The organism is Parageobacillus sp. NEAU-HV-2 (genome assembly GCF_059115485.1).
On the sequence record NZ_JBXUJJ010000001.1, the window covers coordinates 597,555 to 618,364 of the forward strand.

Below are 20,810 nucleotides of genomic sequence, written 5' to 3' on the forward strand. Positions count from 1 at the left end.
GTTTGCCCATTGCAATATATTTTCCAATATGTTATAGTTTTAGTGGAATTGGTAAAGATAATGGGTAAGCAAAGAGTGGGGAAACCCACTCTTTCGTCTTGAATTGGATGCCGGTTATTTTTCATTCCCCGCAAACGTGCAGGGGATTTTCTCGTTATAACGAAGCGATGCAGTTTCTCTACGTTAGGAGGAAAAGAATGAGCAAAAAAGTGACAGAGATCGTCGAAGAGCTAGTCACGCCAATTCTTGCCGACATGAATTTAGAACTAGTGGATATCGAATATGTAAAAGAAGGGAAAAATTGGTTTTTGCGTGTCTTCATTGACTCCGATGGTGGTGTCGACATCGAACAATGCGGCATCGTAAGCGAAAAACTGAGCGAAAAATTAGATGAAGTCGACCCGATTCCGCATAACTATTTCCTTGAAGTTTCTTCGCCTGGAGCGGAACGGCCGTTAAAAAACGCAAAAGATTTTACGAGAGCGATTGGGAAAAATGTGTATATAAAAACATATGAGCCAATTGAAGGAGAAAAAGAGTTCGAAGGTGAACTAACTGGTTTTGACGGAACGACCGTATCGATTACGGTAAAAGACAGAGCTCGCAAAAAAACGGTCGATATTCCGTATGAAAAAGTGGCGAGCGCCAGACTTGCTGTTATCTTTTTTTAATGGTAAAAGGGGGATTTTCGTTTCATGAATACGCAATTACTCGATGCCTTAGCGGATATTATCCGTGAAAAAGGCATTAGCAAAGAAGTCGTCATGGAAGCGATTGAAGCGGCGATTATTTCCGCCTACAAGCGCAATTTCGGACAGGCGCAAAACGTGCGGGTCGATTTAAATATGGAGACCGGTACGATCCGTGTCTTCGCCCGTAAAGATGTAGTCGAAGAAGTCAATGATCCGCGTCTGGAAATTTCTTTAGAGGAGGCGCAGCGGATCAACCCGAATTATCAAGTCGGCGATGTGGTGGAGTTAGAAGTGACGCCGAAAGATTTTGGGCGCATTGCAGCACAGACGGCGAAACAAGTCGTCACCCAGCGCGTGCGTGAAGCAGAACGAAACGTTATTTACGCCGAATTTCTCGACCGCGAAGAAGATATTATGACCGGGATTGTCCAGCGCGTCGATCCACGTTTTGTTTACGTCAGTCTCGGGAAAACGGAAGCATTGCTGCCGGCGAGCGAACAAATGCCGAATGAAACATACAAGCCGCACGATCGCATCAAAGTGTATATTACAAAAGTAGAGAAAACGACAAAAGGGCCGCAAATTTTTGTATCGCGCACGCATCCGGGATTGCTGAAACGTCTTTTTGAACTGGAGGTCCCAGAAATTTACGACGGAACGGTGGAAATTAAATCGATTGCCCGCGAAGCGGGGGACCGCTCGAAAATTTCTGTTCATTCCGACAACCCGGAAGTAGATCCGGTCGGAGCATGTGTCGGCCCGAAAGGACAACGCGTGCAAGCCATTGTTGAAGAGTTGCATGGAGAAAAAATCGATATCGTCCGCTGGTCGGCCGATCCAGTCGAATTTGTCGCCAACGCATTGAGCCCGGCGAAAGTGCTGCGCGTCATTGTCAACGAAGCGCAAAAAGCGACGACGGTGATCGTACCGGATTATCAGCTGTCATTAGCGATTGGCAAACGCGGGCAAAACGCCCGACTGGCGGCGAAGCTGACGAACTGGAAAATCGATATTAAAAGCGAATCAGAAGCGCGCGAGATGGGAATTGATCCATATGCCCAATCCACATTGCTTGATTCGGAAGCGATGCCGGTTGATAATGAAAATGACAGCAACCAATCATTCGATTTACAAGAGGAAATCGAGTGAGGAGGGGATCCGGTGTGGCGAGCCAAAAGAAAATTCCGTTGCGCAAATGCGTCGTGACCGGGGAGATGAAACCGAAAAAAGAAATGGTGCGCATCGTCCGTTCGAAAGACGGGGAAGTTTCCATCGATCCGACCGGGAAAAAGGCAGGGCGCGGTGCGTACATTACGCTAGATAAAGAGTGCATTTTATTGGCGAAAAAGAAAAATATTTTAGCCCATCATTTAAAAGCGGACATTGCCGATACGCTCTATGATGAGCTACTTCAGCTAGCGGAAAAGGAGACAAAAGCCGAAAATGGGCAATGAACGCTGGGCATCGTTATTAGGATTAGCGAATCGAGCAGGAAAAGTCATTTCAGGCGAGGAGCTAACGGTCAAGGAAATTCGCAGCGGCAAGGCGAAGCTTGTTCTCTTGGCGGAAGATGCGGCGGAGAATACGGCAAAAAAAATTACCGATAAATGCTCATCCTATGGTGTTCCGCTCCGGAAAGTTTCAGACCGTTATACGCTCGGGCATGCGATCGGCAAAGACGCCCGCGTCGTTGTCGCCGTTATGGACGAAGGGTTTGCAAACAAACTACGGACAATGCTCGATCGATCTTTATGGGGGTGAATCTATGTCTAAAATGCGTGTATATGAGTACGCGAAAAAAAATAATGTACCGAGCAAAGATGTGATTCATAAATTGAAAGAAATGAATATTGAAGTAACCAATCATATGTCAACATTAGAGCCGGAAGTGGTGGAGAAACTGGACCATACGTACAATAAAAAAAATGAACAGCCGCAAGCTTCTGCACCGAAGGAAAAACGTCCGGTTCCGCTTAAAACGAAAAGTTATGTCGATGATTTTGAAGATGAAGAGGAAGTAGTCAAAGCGAAAGTTGCGAAGAAAAAAGGTGCAAGTAAAAGCAAAGAAGGAAAAAAACACGATTTGCAATTGCAGCAGCAAGAAAAGAAAATTTTCCATCAGCATAAGAAGAAACATAAAGGCAAAGTAAAAGCGAAAGTCCATCAGCCGCAGCCAGTGCAACAAGAACAGCCGGCGAAAAAAGAAAAAGAGCTTCCGAAAAAAATTACGTTTGAGGGGTCGTTAACCGTTGGCGAGCTGGCGAAAAAGCTTGGTCGCGAGCCTTCGGAAATTATTAAAAAGCTGTTTATGCTTGGCGTGATGGCAACGATTAACCAAGATTTGGATAAAGATGCGATTGAACTTATTTGTTCCGACTACGGAGTGGAAGTAGAAGAGAAAGTAGTCATTGATGAAACGAATTTTGAATCGATTGAAATTGTTGATGATCCTAAAGATTTAGTGGAGCGGCCGCCGGTCGTCACGATTATGGGCCACGTCGACCACGGAAAAACGACGCTACTTGATTCGATCCGCCATTCGAAAGTGACGGAGCAAGAAGCAGGCGGTATTACGCAGCATATCGGTGCTTACCAAGTTACGGTCAACGGCAAAAAGATTACGTTCCTTGATACGCCGGGACACGAAGCGTTTACGACGATGCGGGCAAGAGGGGCGCAAGTAACGGATATCGTCGTGCTTGTCGTCGCTGCTGATGACGGCGTGATGCCGCAAACGGTAGAAGCGATTAACCATGCGAAAGCGGCTAATGTTCCTATTATTGTGGCCATCAACAAAATGGATAAGCCGGATGCCAATCCAGACCGCGTGATGCAAGAATTAATGGAGTATAATCTCGTTCCGGAAGAATGGGGCGGCGATACGATCTTCTGTAAACTGTCAGCAAAAACAGGAGAAGGTATTGACAATTTATTAGAAATGATTTTGCTTGTCAGTGAAATGGAAGAACTAAAAGCAAATCCAAATCGCCGTGCCACAGGAACGGTCATTGAGGCGAAACTCGATAAAGGCCGCGGTCCAGTGGCGACGCTGCTGATTCAAGCGGGAACGTTGCATGTCGGCGATCCGATTGTCGTCGGCTGCACATACGGTCGTGTACGCGCAATGGTCAACGATACAGGACGTCGTGTGAAAGAAGCCGGCCCTTCCACTCCTGTCGAAATCACCGGCCTTCACGAAGTGCCGCAGGCTGGAGACCGCTTTATGGTATTTGAAGATGAGAAAAAAGCGCGGCAAATCGGGGAAGCCCGCGCACAAAAACAATTGATGGAGCAACGCAGCGTAAAAACGCGCGTTAGCCTCGATGATTTGTTTGAACAAATTAAGCAAGGAGAAATGAAAGAATTAAACATCATTGTCAAAGCGGATGTGCAAGGATCAGTAGAGGCGCTTGTCAGCGCGCTGCAAAAAATCGAAGTCGAAGGAGTGCGCGTCAAAATTATCCATGCTGCTGTCGGTGCGATTACCGAATCGGATATTCTTTTAGCAACGACTTCTAACGCCATTGTCATCGGCTTTAACGTCCGTCCGGACACCAATGCGAAACGCGCCGCCGAGACGGAAAAAGTCGACATTCGCCTGCATCGCATCATCTATAAAGTTATTGAAGAAATTGAAGCGGCGATGAAAGGAATGCTTGATCCAGAATACGAAGAAAAAGTCATCGGCCAGGCCGAAGTCCGGCAAACGTTTAAAGTATCGAAAGTCGGAACGATTGCCGGCTGCTATGTGACCGATGGAAAAATTACGCGCGACAGCAAAGTGCGTCTGATCCGCCAAGGCATTGTCGTTTATGAAGGAGAAATCGATTCTTTGAAGCGCTTTAAAGACGATGTCAAAGAAGTAATGCAAGGATATGAATGCGGTATAACGATTAAAAACTTCAACGATATTAAAGAAGGAGACATTATTGAAGCCTACATTATGCAGGAAGTGAAAAGACAGTGATCGGCTTTGTCGCCTGTGAATGCATCATTTATGACGCACAGTCATTAAAAGAAAAGCGGGCTGTCCTGCAGCGAATAATGACACGCTTAAAACAAAAATATAATATATCTGTGGCTGAAATTGATCACCAAGACGTCTGGCAGCGGACGACGCTCGGGATTGTCGCGATTACGTCGAGCCGAGCGACAACCGAGCGCGAGCTGCAGCGGGCGCTTGCTTTGATTGACTCCTTTCCAGAATTGGAAAGGACGGTCACAACATTTGAGTGGTTTTAATCGAGGTGATAGGCGATGAATTTACGGGCTACTCGTGTTGGCGAACAAATGAAAAAAGAATTAAGCGATATTATTGGTCGCAAATTAAAAGACCCGCGGATTGGCTTTGTCACAGTTACCGATGTGCGTGTCACAGGCGATTTGCAACAAGCAAAAGTATATATCACCGTGTTAGGCGATGAAGAACAACGACAAAACACGCTGAAAGGATTGGAGAAAGCAAAAGGGTTTATCCGCTCGGAAATCGGTCAGCGGATTCGCTTGCGGAAAACGCCAGAAATATTTTTTGAAATCGATGAATCGATCGAGTATGGCAACCGCATTGAACGATTAATCCGGCAAATTTCCACCGAACAGGAAGACGAGAAAAAAGAAGATGCCAACAAAGAGGAATAGATGGATAGACGATTTGTCTATCCATTTCCATTATGTACATAGGGAGAAAGGGTGCGCTGATGGACGGAGTATTATTATTAGACAAACCTGTGGGAATGACTTCACATGATTGTGTCGCGCGGATTCGTCGCCTGTTTAAAATCAAAAAAGTAGGCCATACGGGGACGCTTGATCCAAACGTATCGGGAGTATTGCCGATTTGCATTGGCAAAGCGACGCGCATCGCCGAGTTTTTAACGGGGGCGACGAAAACGTATGAAGGCGAGGTTACGCTTGGAATCGCCACGACAACCGAAGATAGCAGTGGAGAAATTATCGCCAAACAAAAAGTAGACCGGGTGATTTCCCGCAGCGAAATTGAAGCGGCATTCCGGCAGTTGACGGGCGAAATTGCGCAAACGCCGCCAATGTATTCCGCCGTTAAAGTGAAAGGAAAAAAATTATACGAATATGCGCGCGCCGGCATGGAAGTCGAACGGCCGACCCGCATCGTGACGATCCATGAACTGACGTTGCTCGACGAAAGAAACGAATTTAGCGGAAACACGATTTCATTTCGCTTCCGTGTTACTTGCAGCAAAGGCACTTATATCCGCACGTTGGCAGTGATGATTGGCGAACGGCTTGGTTATCCGGCGCATATGTCTCATCTTGTCCGCACAGCATCGGGGCCGTTTTCGCTACAGGACTGCGTCACATTTGCGCAAATTGAACAGAGCGCGGAGTGCGGCGAACTGCAGTCGCTTTTGCTGCCGATTGAAAAAGCGCTTTTTCATTTGCCGAAATATGAAATAAATGATAAAGTAGCAGAGAAAGTAAAAAACGGGGCGCTATTGCCGCTTCCCACTTTTTTGCGCTTCTTAGAAGGGCCGATATTAATGGTGACGAAGGAAAGAGAGGCGCTTGCCCTTTATATAAAGCATCCGACGAAGCCCCATTTGATGAAGCCGCTGAAAGTACTTTGCTGATCAAAAAAGTGGAAAAATAGAAGGTGAGTAAGGACAATGGAAACGTTATTTATTTCACATCCGCCCCATTTGCAAAAAGAAGCGCTTCCCCCTACGGTGATGGCGCTTGGCTATTTTGATGGCATTCATCGAGGCCACCAGGAAGTGATTAGGACGGCGGTCGATATTGCGGCAGAAAGAGGATATAAAAGCGCAGTGATGACGTTTCATCCCCATCCTTCCGTCGTGCTCGGAAAACAGGAACAGCACATCCGCTTAATTACGCCGTTAAAGAAAAAGGAACGGCTCGTCGCCGCGCTTGGCGTCGATTATTTGTATGTAGTCGAGTTTACGCCAACATTCGCCCAGCTATTGCCGGAGCAGTTTGTTGACCAATATCTTATTGGGTTTCATGTGAAACATGTCGTTGCCGGCTTTGATTTTACTTACGGCCGTTTCGGAAAAGGAACGATGGAAACGATGCCGCTTCATTCGCACGGCCATTTTACACAAACGGTGATTCCGAAGCTGACGATGGACGGGGAAAAAATAAGCTCGACATATGTGCGGAAATTGCTGCAAAACGGGGAGGTAGAGCAGCTGCCGCGCTTGCTCGGGCGCTTTTATGAAATCGAAGGGACGGTTGTAGGCGGTGAGCGCCGCGGAAGAATGATTGGGTTTCCGACGGCGAATATCGCACTAAACGATGATTATTTGTTGCCGGCGCTTGGCGTATATGCGGTAAGAGCAAAAATCGGTTCTGATGTATTTCCGGGAGTGTGCAACGTCGGCTATAAACCGACGTTTCATTCGAACCAAGAAGGAATGCCGAACATTGAAGTGCATATTTTTCATTTCGAAAAAGATATTTATGGAGAAACAGTGACAATCGAATGGCATCGGCGCATAAGAAGCGAGCAAAAATTTGCTAGCGTCGCTGAATTAGTTGCCCAAATCGAGCGCGACAAGGAAGAGGCGCAAAGATACTTTAGCAGCCTCAACGAAAATACTTGCATTTTGCCGGAAAAAGAGGTATTCTAATGAATGTATGCAAAATAACCATTGCTTGGCAAGTCGAGTCACCGCCGCTTGCTAGGTAATTGGGGTTTCCATGATGAGGAGGTGAATGAAGGATGGCATTATCCCAAGAGCGTAAACGCGAAATCATCGAGCAATTCAAAATCCACGAGAATGATACAGGTTCTCCGGAAGTGCAAATTGCTATCCTTACTGAGCAAATTAACAATTTAAATGAACATTTGCGTGTTCATAAAAAAGACCATCATTCACGTCGCGGATTGCTGAAAATGGTTGGGAAACGTCGCAATTTATTGACTTATTTGCGCAATAAAGACGTTACACGCTATCGTGAATTGATTAACAAACTTGGATTACGTCGATAAAAAAGCGGGAGCATTCCCGCTTTTTTGCTAGTTATATAAGCGATTTTTCGCTATGATGAATAGTGGGAATTGATACATTGCCGGTTATTCGTCCATACTAATAGTATAACCCATTCGTTTATTTTCGATTTGTACATAGAGAGGAGTACTTATTTATATGGAGCAAGAAAAGCGCGTTTTTTCCATAGACTGGGCTGGACGTCCGCTCGTCGTCGAAATCGGCGAGTTAGCTAAACAAGCAAATGGAGCGGTGCTAGTCCGATATGGTGACACCGTTGTATTGAGTACTGCAACAGCGTCGAAAGAGGCAAAAAACGTCGACTTTTTCCCTTTAACCGTTAACTATGAGGAACGGCTTTACGCGGTCGGGAAAATTCCAGGCGGATTTATTAAACGGGAAGGACGCCCGAGCGAAAAAGCGATTTTGGCGAGCCGTTTGATTGACCGTCCGATTCGTCCGCTCTTTGCCGAAGGATTTCGCAATGAAGTGCAAATCGTTTCGATGGTTATGAGCGTTGATCAAGACTGCTCGCCGGAAATGGCGGCGTTACTCGGCTCTTCTCTTGCTTTAACGATTTCTGACATTCCGTTTGAAGGACCGATTGCCGGCGTGACAGTCGGCCGTGTCGATGGACAGTTTGTCATTAACCCGACAGTCGAACAAGCCGAAAAAAGCGACATTCATCTCGTTGTCGCTGGCACGAAAGATGCGATTAACATGGTGGAGGCTGGCGCAGATGAGGTGCCGGAAGAAATCATGTTAGAAGCGATTATGTTCGGCCACGAAGAAGTAAAACGGTTGATCGCCTTCCAAGAGGAAATCGCCGCCCAAGTCGGCAAAGAAAAAATGGAAGTCGTTTTGTACGAGCTCGATCCACAGCTCGAGGCGGAAATCCGTCAGCTTGCTGAAGCGGATATTAAACGGGCGGTGCAAGTGCCGGAAAAATTAGCGCGCGATGCGGCGATTGAAGAAGTAAAAGCGGGCGTCGTCGCGAAATACGAAGAGCAGGAAGCGGACGAAGAAACGTTAAAACAAGTGCATGAAATTTTACATAAGCTCGTCAAGGAAGAAGTAAGACGGCTTATTACGGAAGAAAAAATCCGCCCAGACGGCCGCAAGGTGGATGAAATCCGTCCGCTCTCCTCGGCAGTTGGCGTCCTGCCGCGCACGCATGGTTCGGGCTTGTTTACGCGCGGGCAAACACAAGTGCTCAGCGTCTGTACGTTAGGGGCGCTTGGTGATGTGCAAATATTGGACGGGCTCGGCATTGAAGAAACGAAACGGTTTATGCACCATTACAATTTCCCGCCGTTTTCCGTTGGTGAAACAGGGCCGATGCGCGGTCCGGGACGCCGCGAGATCGGACATGGTGCTCTTGGCGAACGGGCGCTAGAGCCGGTCGTTCCGTCGGAAAAAGAATTTCCTTATACGATCCGCCTTGTGTCCGAAGTGCTTGAATCGAATGGTTCCACTTCGCAAGCAAGCATTTGCGCAAGCACGTTGGCGATGATGGACGCAGGCGTGCCGATTAAAGCACCGGTAGCGGGAATTGCGATGGGGCTCGTGAAAAATGACGATCATTATACGATTTTAACCGACATCCAAGGAATCGAAGACCATCTTGGCGACATGGACTTTAAGGTAGCCGGTACGAGAAAAGGTGTTACCGCTTTGCAAATGGATATCAAAATTAAAGGCTTGACCCGCGAAATTTTAGAAGAAGCGTTGCTGCAAGCCAGAAAAGGCCGGATGGAAATCTTAGACCACATGATGCAAACGATCCGTGAGCCGCGCAAAGAGCTGTCGAAATATGCGCCGAAAATTTTAACGATGCAAATTAATCCAGACAAAATTCGCGAAGTCATTGGACCGAGCGGCAAACAAATTAATAAAATTATTGACGAAACCGGGGTCAAAATTGATATCGAGCAAGACGGAACGATTTTCATCTCTTCTGTCAACGAGGCGATGAACCAAAAAGCAAAACAAATTATTGAAGATATTGTTCGCGAAGTCGAAGTCGGACAAATTTATTTAGGCAAAGTGAAGCGCATCGAGAAATTTGGCGCGTTTGTCGAGCTGTTCAATGGCAAAGACGGTCTTGTTCATATTTCCGAATTGGCGGAAGAGCGCGTCGGAAAAGTGGAGGATGTCGTTTCGATCGGCGATGAAATTTTAGTAAAAGTGATGGAAATTGATAAACAAGGACGCGTGAATCTATCAAGAAAGGCCGTTTTGCGGGAGCAGCAAAACGAGAAAAAAGGGAAACGGCCAGAGCGTCATAAAATGAAGCCTTAGGATTTCATTCCTTAAGGCTCTTTTGTTATGGGATGAATGTTCTAACTTGTCCCTTTCTTACATATTTGTAGTATTAAAAAGGAGGGGACAGGTGTGAATAGAAATTATGTTCGCTATTTAGCGGTTGCCATTATGTTTTTCTTTGTCTGGGTCACGATTCAGCAGCCGCCGGTAAGCCAATACATCTCTGATTTGCAAACGCAAAGCATTATGGCGATGAAAGGAAACGATCAGCTGTATGCCGCGATTGTCGAAAAGGCGAAGCAGTATGAAGTTCCCCCGCAAGATGCGGTAATCGATAGAGTGTGGAAGGCCATCCCCGGTTATAACGGACTGAAAGTCGATATACAAGCTTCGTATGAAACCATGAAAAAGGACGGAAAATTTGACGAACAAAAACTCGTATTTCAACAAGTTCCCCCGCGCATCCATTTGGATGATTTGCCACCGGCGCCGATTTACCGTGGTCATCCCGATAAGCCGATGGTGGCGTTTCTTATTAATGTAGCTTGGGGGGAGGAATATATCCCAAAAATGCTGGAAGTTTTAAAGAAACATCATGTGAAAGCAACTTTTTTTTTGGAAGGGCGCTGGGTAAAAAAACATCCAGAGATGGCAAAAATGATTGTAGATGCAGGCCACGAAATAGGCAATCATTCCTATAGCCATCCTGACTTCAAGTCGCTAAGCAATGCAAAAATTCGCGAGGAACTGGTGAAAACGAACGAAGTGATTGAAGCGACAACCGGGGTGAAGTGCAAATGGTTCGCTCCGCCTAGCGGCAGCTACCGTGATGATGTCGTCAACATTGCCGATGATTTAGGAATGAAAACGATTATGTGGAGCGTCGATACAATTGATTGGCAAAAACCGTCGCCATCTGTTATAGTGAAACGGGTAATGTCTAAAATTCACCCTGGTGCCATGATTTTAATGCATCCGACGCTATCGACCGCCGAGGCGTTGGAATCGCTCATTGTTTCGATTCAGCGGCAGAAATATGAAATTGGCAGCATGTCTGCGTTGTTAGATGAAAAGAGAATTGTTAAAAAATAGGAGGAACGTGGAGTTGATTAACAAATATACTTGTAAAAATGGTGTAAGGATCGTGCTAGAACAAATCCCAACTGTGCGTTCTGTTGCAATCGGAGTTTGGATCGGCACAGGTTCGCGCAATGAAACAGAGCAAAACAACGGCATTTCTCATTTTTTAGAGCATATGTTTTTTAAAGGCACGAAAACGCGTACAGCGCGTGAGATCGCCGAAGCGTTTGACAGCATCGGCGGACAAGTGAATGCATTTACATCAAAAGAATATACGTGCTATTATGCAAAAGTATTGGATGAACATGCGCCATTTGCTCTCGAAATGCTTGCCGATATGTTTTTCCATTCCACCTTTGTCGAGGAGGAATTGCAAAAAGAACGGAATGTCGTGCTTGAGGAAATCAAAATGTACGAAGACACGCCCGATGATATTGTCCATGACTTGTTAGGCAAGGCTTGTTACGCCAACCATCCGCTTGGCTACCCGATTTTAGGAACGGAAGAAACGCTGCGTACGTTTACAAGCGAGTCGTTGCGCGGATATATGGCCGATTATTATACGCCGGATCGCGTCGTTATTTCCGTTGCCGGCAATGTGGATGAAAGCTTTATCCACCAAGTAGAAAGCTATTTTGGCTCTTTTACGGCGAAACGGAAGGCAAGCGAGACAAAAGCGCCTTCGTTCCAACCGCAAAAGCTGGCGCGGAAAAAAGATACCGAACAGGCGCATTTATGCATCGGCTTTAACGGCCTTCCTGTCGGTCACCCAGATATTTACACATTAATTATTTTAAACAATATTTTAGGTGGCAGTATGAGCAGCCGGTTGTTCCAGGAAGTCCGCGAACAGCGAGGATTGGCGTACTCGGTCTTCTCGTATCACTCCTCTTACCAAGATAGCGGCCTGTTGGCGATTTACGCCGGAACGGGCAACCATCAGCTTGATTTGTTGTTTGCAACGATTCAAGAGACGATCGAGCAATTAAAAGAAGACGGAATTACGGAAAAAGAGCTGAAGAATAGCAAAGAACAGATGAAAGGAAGCTTAATGCTCGGTTTAGAAAGCACGAACAGCCGCATGAGTCGCAACGGCAAAAATGAATTGCTGCTCGGACGTCACCGTTCCCTTGATGAAATGATTGAGGAAATTAATAGTGTAACAGTGGAAAAAGTCAATGAACTTGCCCGCACGATTTTTAATGAAAATTATGCGCTTGCTTTAATTAGCCCAAGCGGTCAATTGCCGGAGCAAATTCGTCCGTAATGTCAAAGCGGCCTTGTCATTATGCCAAAAAGCCTGCGAAAATGCAGGCATTTTTTTGTTTCTGTCCTCTTACAATAATAAATAAGGAAAAGGAAGGGGGAAAAAGTGGTGAGGCTGAGCGAATTAAGCGGCAAGGAAATTGTCGATGTAAGACGGGCGGAGCGGCTCGGCGTGCTAGGGCAGACAGATTTGGAAATCAATGAGCAGACAGGACAAATTCAGGCGCTATTGATTCCGACCGGAAAATGGTTTGGATTTCGCAAAGAAGGAAGCGAAATTCGCGTTCCGTGGAAATACATTAAAAAAATCGGGGCCGATATGGTGATTATTGATTTTCCCGATGAAGATGAATAAGAAAAACGTAGTGACCGCCACAACGGCGGTCATTTTTCTTTGGTGGGATATTCACCTATGTTCTTTGTTTTACATAAGATGTGAAAGGAAATGAGGCAGAATATTAAGTTTTCATATAAAGAAGGTGAGCATACACAATGATGCTGACAGGCATGCACGTTGCCATTATCGGCGGGGATGCCCGGCAATTAGAAGTAATTCGTAAATTAGTAGAGCTGGATGCGAAATTGTCTTTAGTCGGTTTTGATCAATTAGCCCATCACTTTACAGGAGCGACGAAGATGCAAATCGATGAAGTCGATTTTGCCGATTTAGATGCGATCATTTTACCAGTTCATGGGACGACGCCGGAAGGAAAAGTGAATACGGTATTTTCGCATGAGCAAATACCTTTTACGGAAGAAATGCTGCTGAAAACGCCGAAACATTGCACCGTCTATTCCGGGATTAGCAATAGCTATTTAGACGGCTTGATGAAAAAGGTCGCACGCAAATATGTACAATTGTTTGAACGCGATGATGTAGCGATTTATAACTCGATCCCAACCGCAGAGGGAGCAATCATGATTGTCATTCAGCATACTGACTTTACGATTCACGGATCGCGCGTCGCCGTTTTAGGTCTTGGGCGCGTCGGCATGACAATCGCCCGCACATTTGCTGCGCTTGGCGCAAAGGTGAAAGTAGGGGCGCGCCGTTCTGAGCATCTCGCCCGCATTACGGAGATGGGTCTTACCCCATTTCATCTCAATGATTTAGAAAAAGAAGTGCAAGATATCGATATTTGCATTAATACCGTCCCACATTTAATCGTAACGGCAAGTGTAATCGCCAAAATGCCGGCGCATACGCTTATTGTCGATTTGGCATCCAAACCGGGCGGCACCGATTTCCGCTATGCGGAAAAGCGCGGCGTAAAGGCGATTCTCGCGCCGGGGCTCCCGGGAGTGGTGGCGCCGAAAACAGCGGGGCAAATTATTGCGAATGTTCTTTCGCAACTGTTATATACGGATTTACAAAAACGGAAGGAGAATGGAAAATGAGCGGAAAAAGTTTAAAAGGAAAACGAATCGGGTTTGGATTGACCGGTTCCCATTGTACGTATGACGCGGTTATCCCCGAAATTGAAAAATTAGTAAAGGAAGGGGCGGAAGTGCTGCCGATTGTGACGTATACGGTGAAAACGACCAATACCCGCTTCGGCGAAGGGGAAGAATGGGTAAAAAAACTAGAAGAAATAACAGGAAACGAAGTGATCGATACGATTGTGAAAGCGGAGCCGCTCGGTCCAAAAATTCCGCTCGATTGCATGGTTATTGCACCGCTGACGGGAAACTCGATGAGCAAACTGGCCAACGCGATGACCGATTCTCCGGTATTAATGGCGGCAAAAGCGACGATGCGCAACCACCGACCGGTCGTGCTTGGCATTTCCACGAACGATGCATTAGGATTGAACGGAGTTAACTTAATGCGCCTAATGGCGGCGAAAAATATTTATTTTATTCCGTTTGGCCAAGACGCTCCGCACACGAAGCCAAATTCGATGGTCGCGAAAATGTCGCTCCTTCGCGATACTGTTCTCGCCGCGTTGGAAGGAAAACAGTTGCAGCCGGTCATTATCGAGAAATTCCGCGACAACGATCCGTCGTAACCGCTCCGAAAAAGAACCGATAGAAAATTCATTCCCATGTATAAAAATTTTCCCTCTTTTAAAGTAGAATATGATAAAATAAAAACTATCAATTTACAATTGATTGACCACGAAAGCCCATAGCTGGAATCATCGGGACGAAGTGGGAACCGGTTTTGACCGGGTGACAGGACGCAAAGCACCAACGAGGTGCTTGTCCATGAAATTCTAGCGGAACAAGATCTTCTACACGAAGGTGTAGAAACAGCTCTTCTGTACGCTAGAACCTGTCGATTTCCATCGTGCAGTGGTTCAGTAATGCGATTGAGTGATGATGCGGAAGGAGAATGGTTCATGGAAGAAAGACGCTTTCACGTTGCAGTGGTTGGTGCAACGGGTGCAGTTGGTCAACAAATGGTGCGAACACTCGAAAATAGAAACTTTCCAGTCGGAAAACTGACTTTATTATCATCGGAGCGTTCCGCAGGCAAAAAAATGCGCTTTCGCGGAGAAGAAATTGAAGTGCAAGTAGCGACGCCGGAAAGCTTTGCCGGCGTAGATATCGCCCTCTTTAGCGCGGGCGGGGCGGTTTCCAAAGCGCTGGCGCCGGAAGCGGTAAAACGCGGGGCGATTGTCATCGATAATACGAGCGCGTTCCGCATGGACGAAAACGTGCCGCTTGTCGTTCCGGAAGTGAATGAACAGGATTTAACATGGCATAACGGCATTATCGCCAATCCAAACTGTTCCACCATTCAAATGGTGGTGGCGCTCGAACCGATCCGCCAGGCGTTTGGGCTAAAACGGGTGATTGTCTCTACGTATCAGGCCGTGTCGGGCGCCGGTGCGCAGGCGATTGAGGAGCTTAAAGAGCAATCAAAAGCGGTGTTAAACGGCGCGCCAGTGACGCCGGAAATTTTACCGGTAAAATCGGATCGCAAACATTACCAAATCGCATTTAATGCGATTCCGCAGATTGATAAATTCCAAGAGAACAGCTTTACGTTTGAAGAAATGAAAATGATTAATGAAACGAAAAAAATTATGCATATGCCAGAGTTGCAAGTAGCGGCGACATGTGTGCGCATTCCGGTTGTCAGCGGCCATTCGGAGTCGGTATACATTGAAATTGAAAAAGACGGCGTTAGCGCAGACGACATTAAAGCGCTATTAAAAGAGGCGCCAGGCGTTGTTTTACAAGATGATCCAAGCGAACAAGTATATCCGATGCCGGTCGATTGCGTCGGCAAATATGACGTGTTCGTCGGTCGCATTCGTAAAGACTTAGACAATGACCGCGCTTTCCATTTATGGGTTGTAGCAGACAATTTATTAAAAGGCGCGGCATCGAACTCGGTGCAAATTGCCGAAAGCCTGCTGAAATTAGGGCTTGTAAAATAAAAATGGAAACAGTCTCACATCGAGGTGTTAACATGAAAATCATTGTGCAAAAATTTGGAGGCACATCCGTCCGCGACGAACGCGGACGGGATTTTGCGCGCAAACATATTGAAAAAGCGCTTGAAGACGGCTATAAAGTCGTCGTCGTTGTTTCAGCGATGGGACGGAAAGGGGACCCATATGCGACCGATACGCTCCTTAGTCTGATTGGCGGGGCGAACAATTACGTCAGCAAGCGCGAACAAGATATGCTGATGGCGTGCGGCGAAATTATTTCCAGCGTCGTGTTCGCCAACCTTTTAAATAAACATGGTATTAAAGCGACGGCGTTTACCGGTGCCCAAGCAGGATTCCGCACCAATGACGATCATACGAATGCCAAAATTATTGAAATGCGCTGCGACCGCGTTCTTGAAGCGCTAAATGAATATGATGTCGTTGTTGTCGCCGGCTTCCAAGGGATGGCGGAAAACGGCGATATGACGACGCTCGGACGCGGCGGAAGCGATACGTCCGCGGCAGCGCTTGGTGCGGCGCTAAACGCCGAATGGGTCGATATTTTTACCGACGTCGAAGGGGTCATGACTGCCGACCCGCGCATTGTCGAAAACGCCCGTCCGCTCGATGTCGTTACGTATACCGAAATTTGCAACATGGCGTATCAAGGGGCAAAGGTAATCCATCCGCGCGCAGTCGAAATTGCGATGCAGGCAAAAGTGCCGCTGCGTGTGCGCTCTACGTATTCCGATTCGTTAGGAACGCTCGTGACATCTGTCATTCGCGGCAAAAAAGGAAGCGATGTGAAAGAGCGGTTAGTAACGGGAATTACGTACGTTTCCAATGTTACGCAAATTAAAGTGCAGGCGAGAGAAGGGCATTATGAACTGCAGTCCGATGTGTTTAAAGCGATGGCTAATGAAGGGATTAGCGTAGACTTTATTAATATTTCGCCACACGGAGTGGTGTATACAGTTGCTGGGGAAATGACGGAAAAAGCGGTTGCCGCATTGCGCCGCATCGGGTATGAACCGGTCGTAGTGACAGGATGTGCAAAAGTGTCCGTTGTTGGTGCAGGAATTGCCGGTGTTCCTGGAGTTACAGCGAAAATTGTCACCGCTCTTTCCGAACAAGGGATTCAAATTTTACAATCAGCTGACAGCCATACGACCATTTGGGTATTAGTAAAAGAAGAAGATATGAAAAAAGCCGTCAATGCGCTGCATGATGCGTTTCATCTTTCCGAACTATCATGGGATGAGTACGAGGTAAACTGGAATGGGGAGTGAAAACATTGGTTCAATTCGGGAAAATCGTAACAGCGATGGTTACGCCGTTTGACAGTAAAGGAAACATTGACTTTGCGAAAACGACAAGTCTTGTCAACTATTTGTTGGAAAACGGAACCGATTCGCTCGTTATTGCCGGCACGACCGGCGAATCGCCGACCTTGACGACCGAAGAAAAAGTGGCGTTATTCCGCCATGTCGTTTCCGTCGTCAACGGAAGAGTTCCAGTGATTGCCGGAACAGGAACAAATAATACGCGCGCCTCAATCGAGTTGACGAAAAAGGCGGAAGAAATCGGCGTCGATGCCGTGATGTTAGTAGCGCCGTATTATAATAAGCCGAATCAGGAAGGATTGTACCAGCATTTTAAAGCGATTGCCGAGAGCACATCGCTTCCGGTTATGCTGTATAACATCCCAGGCCGTTCGGTTGTCAACATTGCGGTCGACACGGTTGTCCGCTTATCGGAAATTCCTAATATTGTTGCCGTAAAAGACGCGAGCGGCAATTTGGATGCGATGACGGAAATTATCGCCCGCACGCGGGAAGACTTTCAGCTTTATAGCGGCGATGACAGCATTACACTTCCGGTATTAGCGATTGGCGGAGCCGGCGTTGTCTCGGTCGCATCGCATATTATCGGCAATGAAATGCAGCAAATGATTGCTGCTTTCGAAGCTGGGGAACTTGCCAAAGCGGCAAAACTACATCAAAAACTGTTGCCAATTATGAAAGGGTTATTTGCAGCTCCAAATCCTGTACCGGTAAAAACGGCGCTGCAATTAAAAGGATTAGACGTTGGTTCTGTTCGTCTGCCGCTTGTCCCGCTTACCGAACAAGAGCGCATCGAGCTAATGAATTTATTAAATACATTATAAAAGCAAAAAAACCAATCCGGGAATCCCGGGTTGGTTTTTTTGCTGTTATAAAGCGCTTCATAAATCATCTTGTATTCAAAATCTCCCATCAGTTATAATAAAAGCAAGTGACTTTGAGCGGGTTAGTATCATCATAGGAGGACGTAGCATTGAGAACGAAACAAGTAGAGAAAATAAGGGTCTTTTCCCTCGGGGGAGTTGGGGAAATCGGCAAAAACATGTATGTCGTGGAACTCGATGACGACATTTTTGTCATTGATGCCGGAGTTATGTTTCCTGAAGATGAGATGCTCGGAATTGATAAAGTGATCCCAGACATTAGCTACCTTGTTGAACGTCAAGACCGTATTAAAGCAATTTTCCTGACCCATGGACATGAAGAACATATTGGAGCGATTGCGTATGTGCTCAAGAAAATTTCCGCGCCGGTGTATGGGACGAAACTGACGTTAGGATTGGCGGAAGCGATTTTAAAAGAGCAAGGAGTTATGAACGCCAAACTGCATGAAATTCGCTCCGATTCCGAAGTGTTGTTCGACAAAGCGAAAGTGACGTTTTTCCGGACGATTCACAGCATCCCCGATTCTGTCGGAATTAGTATTCATACGTCACAAGGAGCGATTGTGTACACGAGCGATTTTAAATTTGACCAGACTCCATACGGCAAAAATCGAGCCGATTTAGGGAAGATGGCACAAATTGGCGAACAAGGGGTGCTTTGTTTACTATCCGATAGCACCAATGCAGAACGGCCGGGATATACGGGTTCCGATACGCTTGTCGCTCAGGAAATTGCCGATGTGATTTACAATGCGAAGGGCCGTGTTTTTGTTGCCTGCTATGCGTCCAATATTACAAGAATCCAGCAAGTGCTGCATGCGGCCAAAACATACGGACGAAAGGTGGCGGTCGTAGGAAAAACGTTGCATAAAGTGATGGATATAGCGGTGCGCCTCGGCTATTTGCATCTTCCGGACAAAGTGACGATTTCCATTTATGATATTGACCGCTACGATGATAAAGAATTAATTATTTTAACGACAGGCGGCCATGGTGAACCGATGAGCGCATTGGCGCGCATGGCCAAACAGGCGCATAAGCAGGTGAACATCAAAGAAGGAGATACGGTTATTGTTGCTGCTTCTGTCATGCCGGGATATGAATTGGGATTTGCGAAAACGATTGATGCGTTATACCGCGCCGGAGCGAATGTCATTTACCGCGAGCGAAAAGTGCACGTATCGGGACACGGATGTCAAGAAGAGCTAAAACTCATGCTTAATTTGATGAAGCCAAAGTACTTTATTCCTGTTCATGGGGAATACCGCATGCAAAAAGCGCACGCCAATCTTGCCAAAGCGGTCGGCATTTCCGAAGAGCGGACGTTTTTGATTGACAAAGGCGAAGTGATTGAATTTCGCAACGGTGTGGCGCGTCCTGGCGGAAAAGTTCCGTATGGCAACATTTTAATTGACGGTCTTGGCATCGGCGATGTCGGCAATATCGTGTTAAGAGACCGGCGTCTTTTATCGCAAGATGGAATTTTGATCGTCGTGGTGACATTAAGCAAAGAAGCAAAAAATATTGTCGCTGGACCGGAAATTATTTCGCGCGGCTTTGTGTATGTGAGGGAATCGGAAACATTGCTCGAGGAAGCAACCAAAATCGTCGCTGCGATCATCAACCAATGTTTGCAGACATATATGATGGAATGGTCTTCTTTAAAATCGAATATTCGCGAAGCGTTAGGACAATTTTTATTTGAAAAAACAAAACGCAAGCCAATGATTTTGCCAATTATTATGGAAGTGTAGTACGATCATGCTCAAAGTCCACGGGAAAATGCTGATAGGGAATGAACCCTATCAGCATTTTTCTTTTCCAATTCGAGCATACTAAACGTATGACGGAAAGAAAGGAGAATGCATATGGAAAAAGAGCGTTACATACAGCAAGAAGCGGATGAAAAAGAAGAAACAAAGACGGAACAAGCGACAGCGGCGATTCAACAGTTAGGACAAACGAACGTTCCGCAAATGACGCCGGATACGAATATCCATTGTTTGACGATCGTCGGGCAAATCGAAGGTCATATTCAGCTTCCCCCGCAAAACAAAACGACAAAATACGAACATGTCATTCCGCAAATTGTAGCGATCGAACAAAACCAAAATATCGAAGGGTTGCTTGTTATTTTAAACACGGTAGGGGGAGATGTGGAAGCAGGGTTGGCGATTGCGGAAATGCTCGCATCTTTATCCAAACCGACCGTTTCGATCGTGCTGGGAGGCGGCCACTCGATCGGCGTGCCGATTGCCGTTTCTTGCGACTATTCGTTTATTACCGAGACAGCGACGATGACGATCCACCCGATTCGCCTGACAGGGCTTGTGATCGGCGTTCCGCAAACGTTTGAGTATTTAGATAAAATGCAGGAACGGGTCGTTCGTTTCGTGACGAAGCATTCGAAAATTAGCGAAGAGAAGTTGAAGGAATTGATGTTTTCGAAAGGAAATTTAACGCGCGATATCGGCACGAACGTCGTCGGTCCCGATGCGGTCAAATACGGGTTGATTGATGAAGTCGGCGGCGTTTCGCAGGCGATGGAAAAATTACGGGAATTAATTGAAATGAAAAAATCCAATAAAAGGGGGATGATTCAATGATTTTATATACGATCATGCCGGAGCATTTAATTTTTCCAACGGACGCCGCAGCATATGAAAAGCAAAAGATGGTCTATTATGACGGCATTCCGTTTCTTGTACAAAAAACAGACACCGATGAATATGAAATTGTGCAAAACTTAAGCACCAATCCGTTTCATTTTTTAGAGCCACAATATGCGCCTGGGTCGCGATTTCCGATTTCTGCCGTAACATCGTAATGAATTCCATGTCCATTCATGGTATAATAATAGGCAAACGGAAAAAAGCAGCCATTGTTGGCTGCTTTTTTCCAGTCTTCC

At 46.4% G+C, this 20,810-nt stretch carries 22 protein-coding genes; all 22 read left to right on the forward strand.

What is annotated here, in order from left to right; translation table 11 throughout:
- Positions 1-197 precede the first annotated feature (197 nt).
- The 22 genes from rimP (at position 198) to AC1WMD_RS03345 (ending at position 20,729) form a co-directional block, all read left to right on the forward strand.
- Entirely contained in the window at positions 198-671 is a 474-nt protein-coding gene (gene rimP / locus AC1WMD_RS03240; RefSeq protein ID WP_043904147.1) for a ribosome maturation factor RimP, read from the forward strand.
- A 24-nt stretch (positions 672-695) separates the two neighbouring features.
- Positions 696-1,841, forward strand: coding sequence for a transcription termination factor NusA (gene nusA, locus AC1WMD_RS03245; RefSeq protein WP_043904148.1), 1,146 nt, complete (start codon positions 696-698; stop codon positions 1,839-1,841).
- Between the two features lie 14 nt (positions 1,842-1,855).
- Positions 1,856-2,146, forward strand: a complete 291-nt coding sequence (rnpM, locus tag AC1WMD_RS03250; RefSeq protein ID WP_017437047.1) for an RNase P modulator RnpM — start codon at positions 1,856-1,858, stop codon at positions 2,144-2,146.
- The gene (locus AC1WMD_RS03255) at positions 2,136-2,453 is read left to right on the forward strand and encodes a YlxQ family RNA-binding protein (RefSeq protein WP_494255939.1); all 318 of its coding nucleotides are present in this window, start codon (positions 2,136-2,138) and stop codon (positions 2,451-2,453) included. The genes rnpM and AC1WMD_RS03255 overlap by 11 nt, the downstream gene beginning before the upstream one ends.
- Positions 2,454-2,457: 4 nt before the next feature.
- Positions 2,458-4,659, forward strand: a complete 2,202-nt coding sequence (gene infB / locus AC1WMD_RS03260) for a translation initiation factor IF-2 (RefSeq protein ID WP_494255940.1) — start codon at positions 2,458-2,460, stop codon at positions 4,657-4,659.
- Entirely contained in the window at positions 4,656-4,934 is a 279-nt protein-coding gene (locus AC1WMD_RS03265) for a DUF503 domain-containing protein (protein WP_043904152.1), read from the forward strand. The genes infB and AC1WMD_RS03265 overlap by 4 nt, the downstream gene beginning before the upstream one ends.
- A gap of 15 nt (positions 4,935-4,949) precedes the next feature.
- Complete coding sequence (rbfA, locus tag AC1WMD_RS03270; RefSeq protein ID WP_043904153.1) at positions 4,950-5,330, forward strand: 30S ribosome-binding factor RbfA; 381 nt, start codon at positions 4,950-4,952, stop codon at positions 5,328-5,330.
- A gap of 59 nt (positions 5,331-5,389) precedes the next feature.
- Positions 5,390-6,298, forward strand: a complete 909-nt coding sequence (gene truB, locus AC1WMD_RS03275; protein WP_043904154.1) for a tRNA pseudouridine(55) synthase TruB — start codon at positions 5,390-5,392, stop codon at positions 6,296-6,298.
- 36 nt (positions 6,299-6,334) lie between these two features.
- On the forward strand, positions 6,335-7,318 hold the full coding sequence (gene ribF, locus AC1WMD_RS03280) for a bifunctional riboflavin kinase/FAD synthetase (protein ID WP_043904155.1): 984 nt from the start codon (positions 6,335-6,337) through the stop codon (positions 7,316-7,318).
- A gap of 92 nt (positions 7,319-7,410) precedes the next feature.
- Complete coding sequence (rpsO, locus tag AC1WMD_RS03285) at positions 7,411-7,680, forward strand: 30S ribosomal protein S15 (RefSeq protein ID WP_017437040.1); 270 nt, start codon at positions 7,411-7,413, stop codon at positions 7,678-7,680.
- Between the two features lie 157 nt (positions 7,681-7,837).
- Positions 7,838-9,979: a polyribonucleotide nucleotidyltransferase gene (gene pnp, locus AC1WMD_RS03290; RefSeq protein WP_043904156.1), complete on the forward strand. Its 2,142-nt coding sequence runs from the start codon at positions 7,838-7,840 to the stop codon at positions 9,977-9,979.
- Positions 9,980-10,072: 93 nt separating this feature from the next.
- On the forward strand, positions 10,073-11,035 hold the full coding sequence (locus AC1WMD_RS03295; protein WP_494255941.1) for a polysaccharide deacetylase family protein: 963 nt from the start codon (positions 10,073-10,075) through the stop codon (positions 11,033-11,035).
- Between the two features lie 13 nt (positions 11,036-11,048).
- Positions 11,049-12,290, forward strand: a complete 1,242-nt coding sequence (locus AC1WMD_RS03300; RefSeq protein ID WP_043904158.1) for a M16 family metallopeptidase — start codon at positions 11,049-11,051, stop codon at positions 12,288-12,290.
- 108 nt (positions 12,291-12,398) lie between these two features.
- Complete coding sequence (locus AC1WMD_RS03305) at positions 12,399-12,644, forward strand: YlmC/YmxH family sporulation protein (protein WP_043904159.1); 246 nt, start codon at positions 12,399-12,401, stop codon at positions 12,642-12,644.
- 137 nt (positions 12,645-12,781) lie between these two features.
- On the forward strand, positions 12,782-13,687 hold the full coding sequence (gene dpaA / locus AC1WMD_RS03310) for a dipicolinic acid synthetase subunit A (protein WP_043904160.1): 906 nt from the start codon (positions 12,782-12,784) through the stop codon (positions 13,685-13,687).
- A complete protein-coding gene (locus AC1WMD_RS03315; protein ID WP_494255942.1) occupies positions 13,684-14,298 on the forward strand; it encodes a dipicolinate synthase subunit B in 615 nt (204 codons plus the stop codon). Before dpaA ends, AC1WMD_RS03315 begins: the two co-directional genes overlap by 4 nt.
- 333 nt (positions 14,299-14,631) lie before the next feature.
- Positions 14,632-15,678, forward strand: coding sequence for an aspartate-semialdehyde dehydrogenase (asd, locus tag AC1WMD_RS03320; protein ID WP_494255943.1), 1,047 nt, complete (start codon positions 14,632-14,634; stop codon positions 15,676-15,678).
- 32 nt (positions 15,679-15,710) lie between these two features.
- Positions 15,711-16,964 carry an aspartate kinase gene (gene dapG, locus AC1WMD_RS03325; RefSeq protein ID WP_043904163.1) on the forward strand — a complete coding sequence of 418 codons (1,254 nt, stop codon included), beginning with the start codon at positions 15,711-15,713 and terminating at the stop codon, positions 16,962-16,964.
- A gap of 5 nt (positions 16,965-16,969) precedes the next feature.
- Positions 16,970-17,842 (forward strand): 4-hydroxy-tetrahydrodipicolinate synthase, encoded by an 873-nt coding sequence (dapA, locus tag AC1WMD_RS03330; protein WP_043904164.1) that lies wholly within the window; start codon positions 16,970-16,972, stop codon positions 17,840-17,842.
- Positions 17,843-17,991: 149 nt separating this feature from the next.
- Complete coding sequence (locus AC1WMD_RS03335) at positions 17,992-19,656, forward strand: ribonuclease J (RefSeq protein WP_043904165.1); 1,665 nt, start codon at positions 17,992-17,994, stop codon at positions 19,654-19,656.
- A gap of 114 nt (positions 19,657-19,770) precedes the next feature.
- Complete coding sequence (locus tag AC1WMD_RS03340) at positions 19,771-20,508, forward strand: ClpP family protease (RefSeq protein ID WP_494255944.1); 738 nt, start codon at positions 19,771-19,773, stop codon at positions 20,506-20,508.
- Positions 20,505-20,729, forward strand: a complete 225-nt coding sequence (locus AC1WMD_RS03345; RefSeq protein WP_494255945.1) for a YlzJ-like family protein — start codon at positions 20,505-20,507, stop codon at positions 20,727-20,729. Before AC1WMD_RS03340 ends, AC1WMD_RS03345 begins: the two co-directional genes overlap by 4 nt.
- Positions 20,730-20,810: the final 81 nt, after the last annotated feature.

Coding starts and splice junctions, on each gene's coding strand:
- dapG (WP_043904163.1), top strand. CDS start 15,711: ATGAAAATCATTGTGCAAAAATTTGGAGGCACATCCGTCCGCGACGAA.
- dpaA (WP_043904160.1), top strand. CDS start 12,782: ATGATGCTGACAGGCATGCACGTTGCCATTATCGGCGGGGATGCCCGG.
- AC1WMD_RS03255 (WP_494255939.1), top strand. CDS start 2,136: ATGGGCAATGAACGCTGGGCATCGTTATTAGGATTAGCGAATCGAGCA.
- rpsO (WP_017437040.1), top strand. CDS start 7,411: ATGGCATTATCCCAAGAGCGTAAACGCGAAATCATCGAGCAATTCAAA.
- nusA (WP_043904148.1), top strand. CDS start 696: ATGAATACGCAATTACTCGATGCCTTAGCGGATATTATCCGTGAAAAA.
- infB (WP_494255940.1), top strand. CDS start 2,458: ATGTCTAAAATGCGTGTATATGAGTACGCGAAAAAAAATAATGTACCG.
- pnp (WP_043904156.1), top strand. CDS start 7,838: ATGGAGCAAGAAAAGCGCGTTTTTTCCATAGACTGGGCTGGACGTCCG.
- ribF (WP_043904155.1), top strand. CDS start 6,335: ATGGAAACGTTATTTATTTCACATCCGCCCCATTTGCAAAAAGAAGCG.
- AC1WMD_RS03315 (WP_494255942.1), top strand. CDS start 13,684: ATGAGCGGAAAAAGTTTAAAAGGAAAACGAATCGGGTTTGGATTGACC.
- AC1WMD_RS03340 (WP_494255944.1), top strand. CDS start 19,771: ATGGAAAAAGAGCGTTACATACAGCAAGAAGCGGATGAAAAAGAAGAA.
- truB (WP_043904154.1), top strand. CDS start 5,390: ATGGACGGAGTATTATTATTAGACAAACCTGTGGGAATGACTTCACAT.
- asd (WP_494255943.1), top strand. CDS start 14,632: ATGGAAGAAAGACGCTTTCACGTTGCAGTGGTTGGTGCAACGGGTGCA.
- rbfA (WP_043904153.1), top strand. CDS start 4,950: ATGAATTTACGGGCTACTCGTGTTGGCGAACAAATGAAAAAAGAATTA.
- rimP (WP_043904147.1), top strand. CDS start 198: ATGAGCAAAAAAGTGACAGAGATCGTCGAAGAGCTAGTCACGCCAATT.
- AC1WMD_RS03345 (WP_494255945.1), top strand. CDS start 20,505: ATGATTTTATATACGATCATGCCGGAGCATTTAATTTTTCCAACGGAC.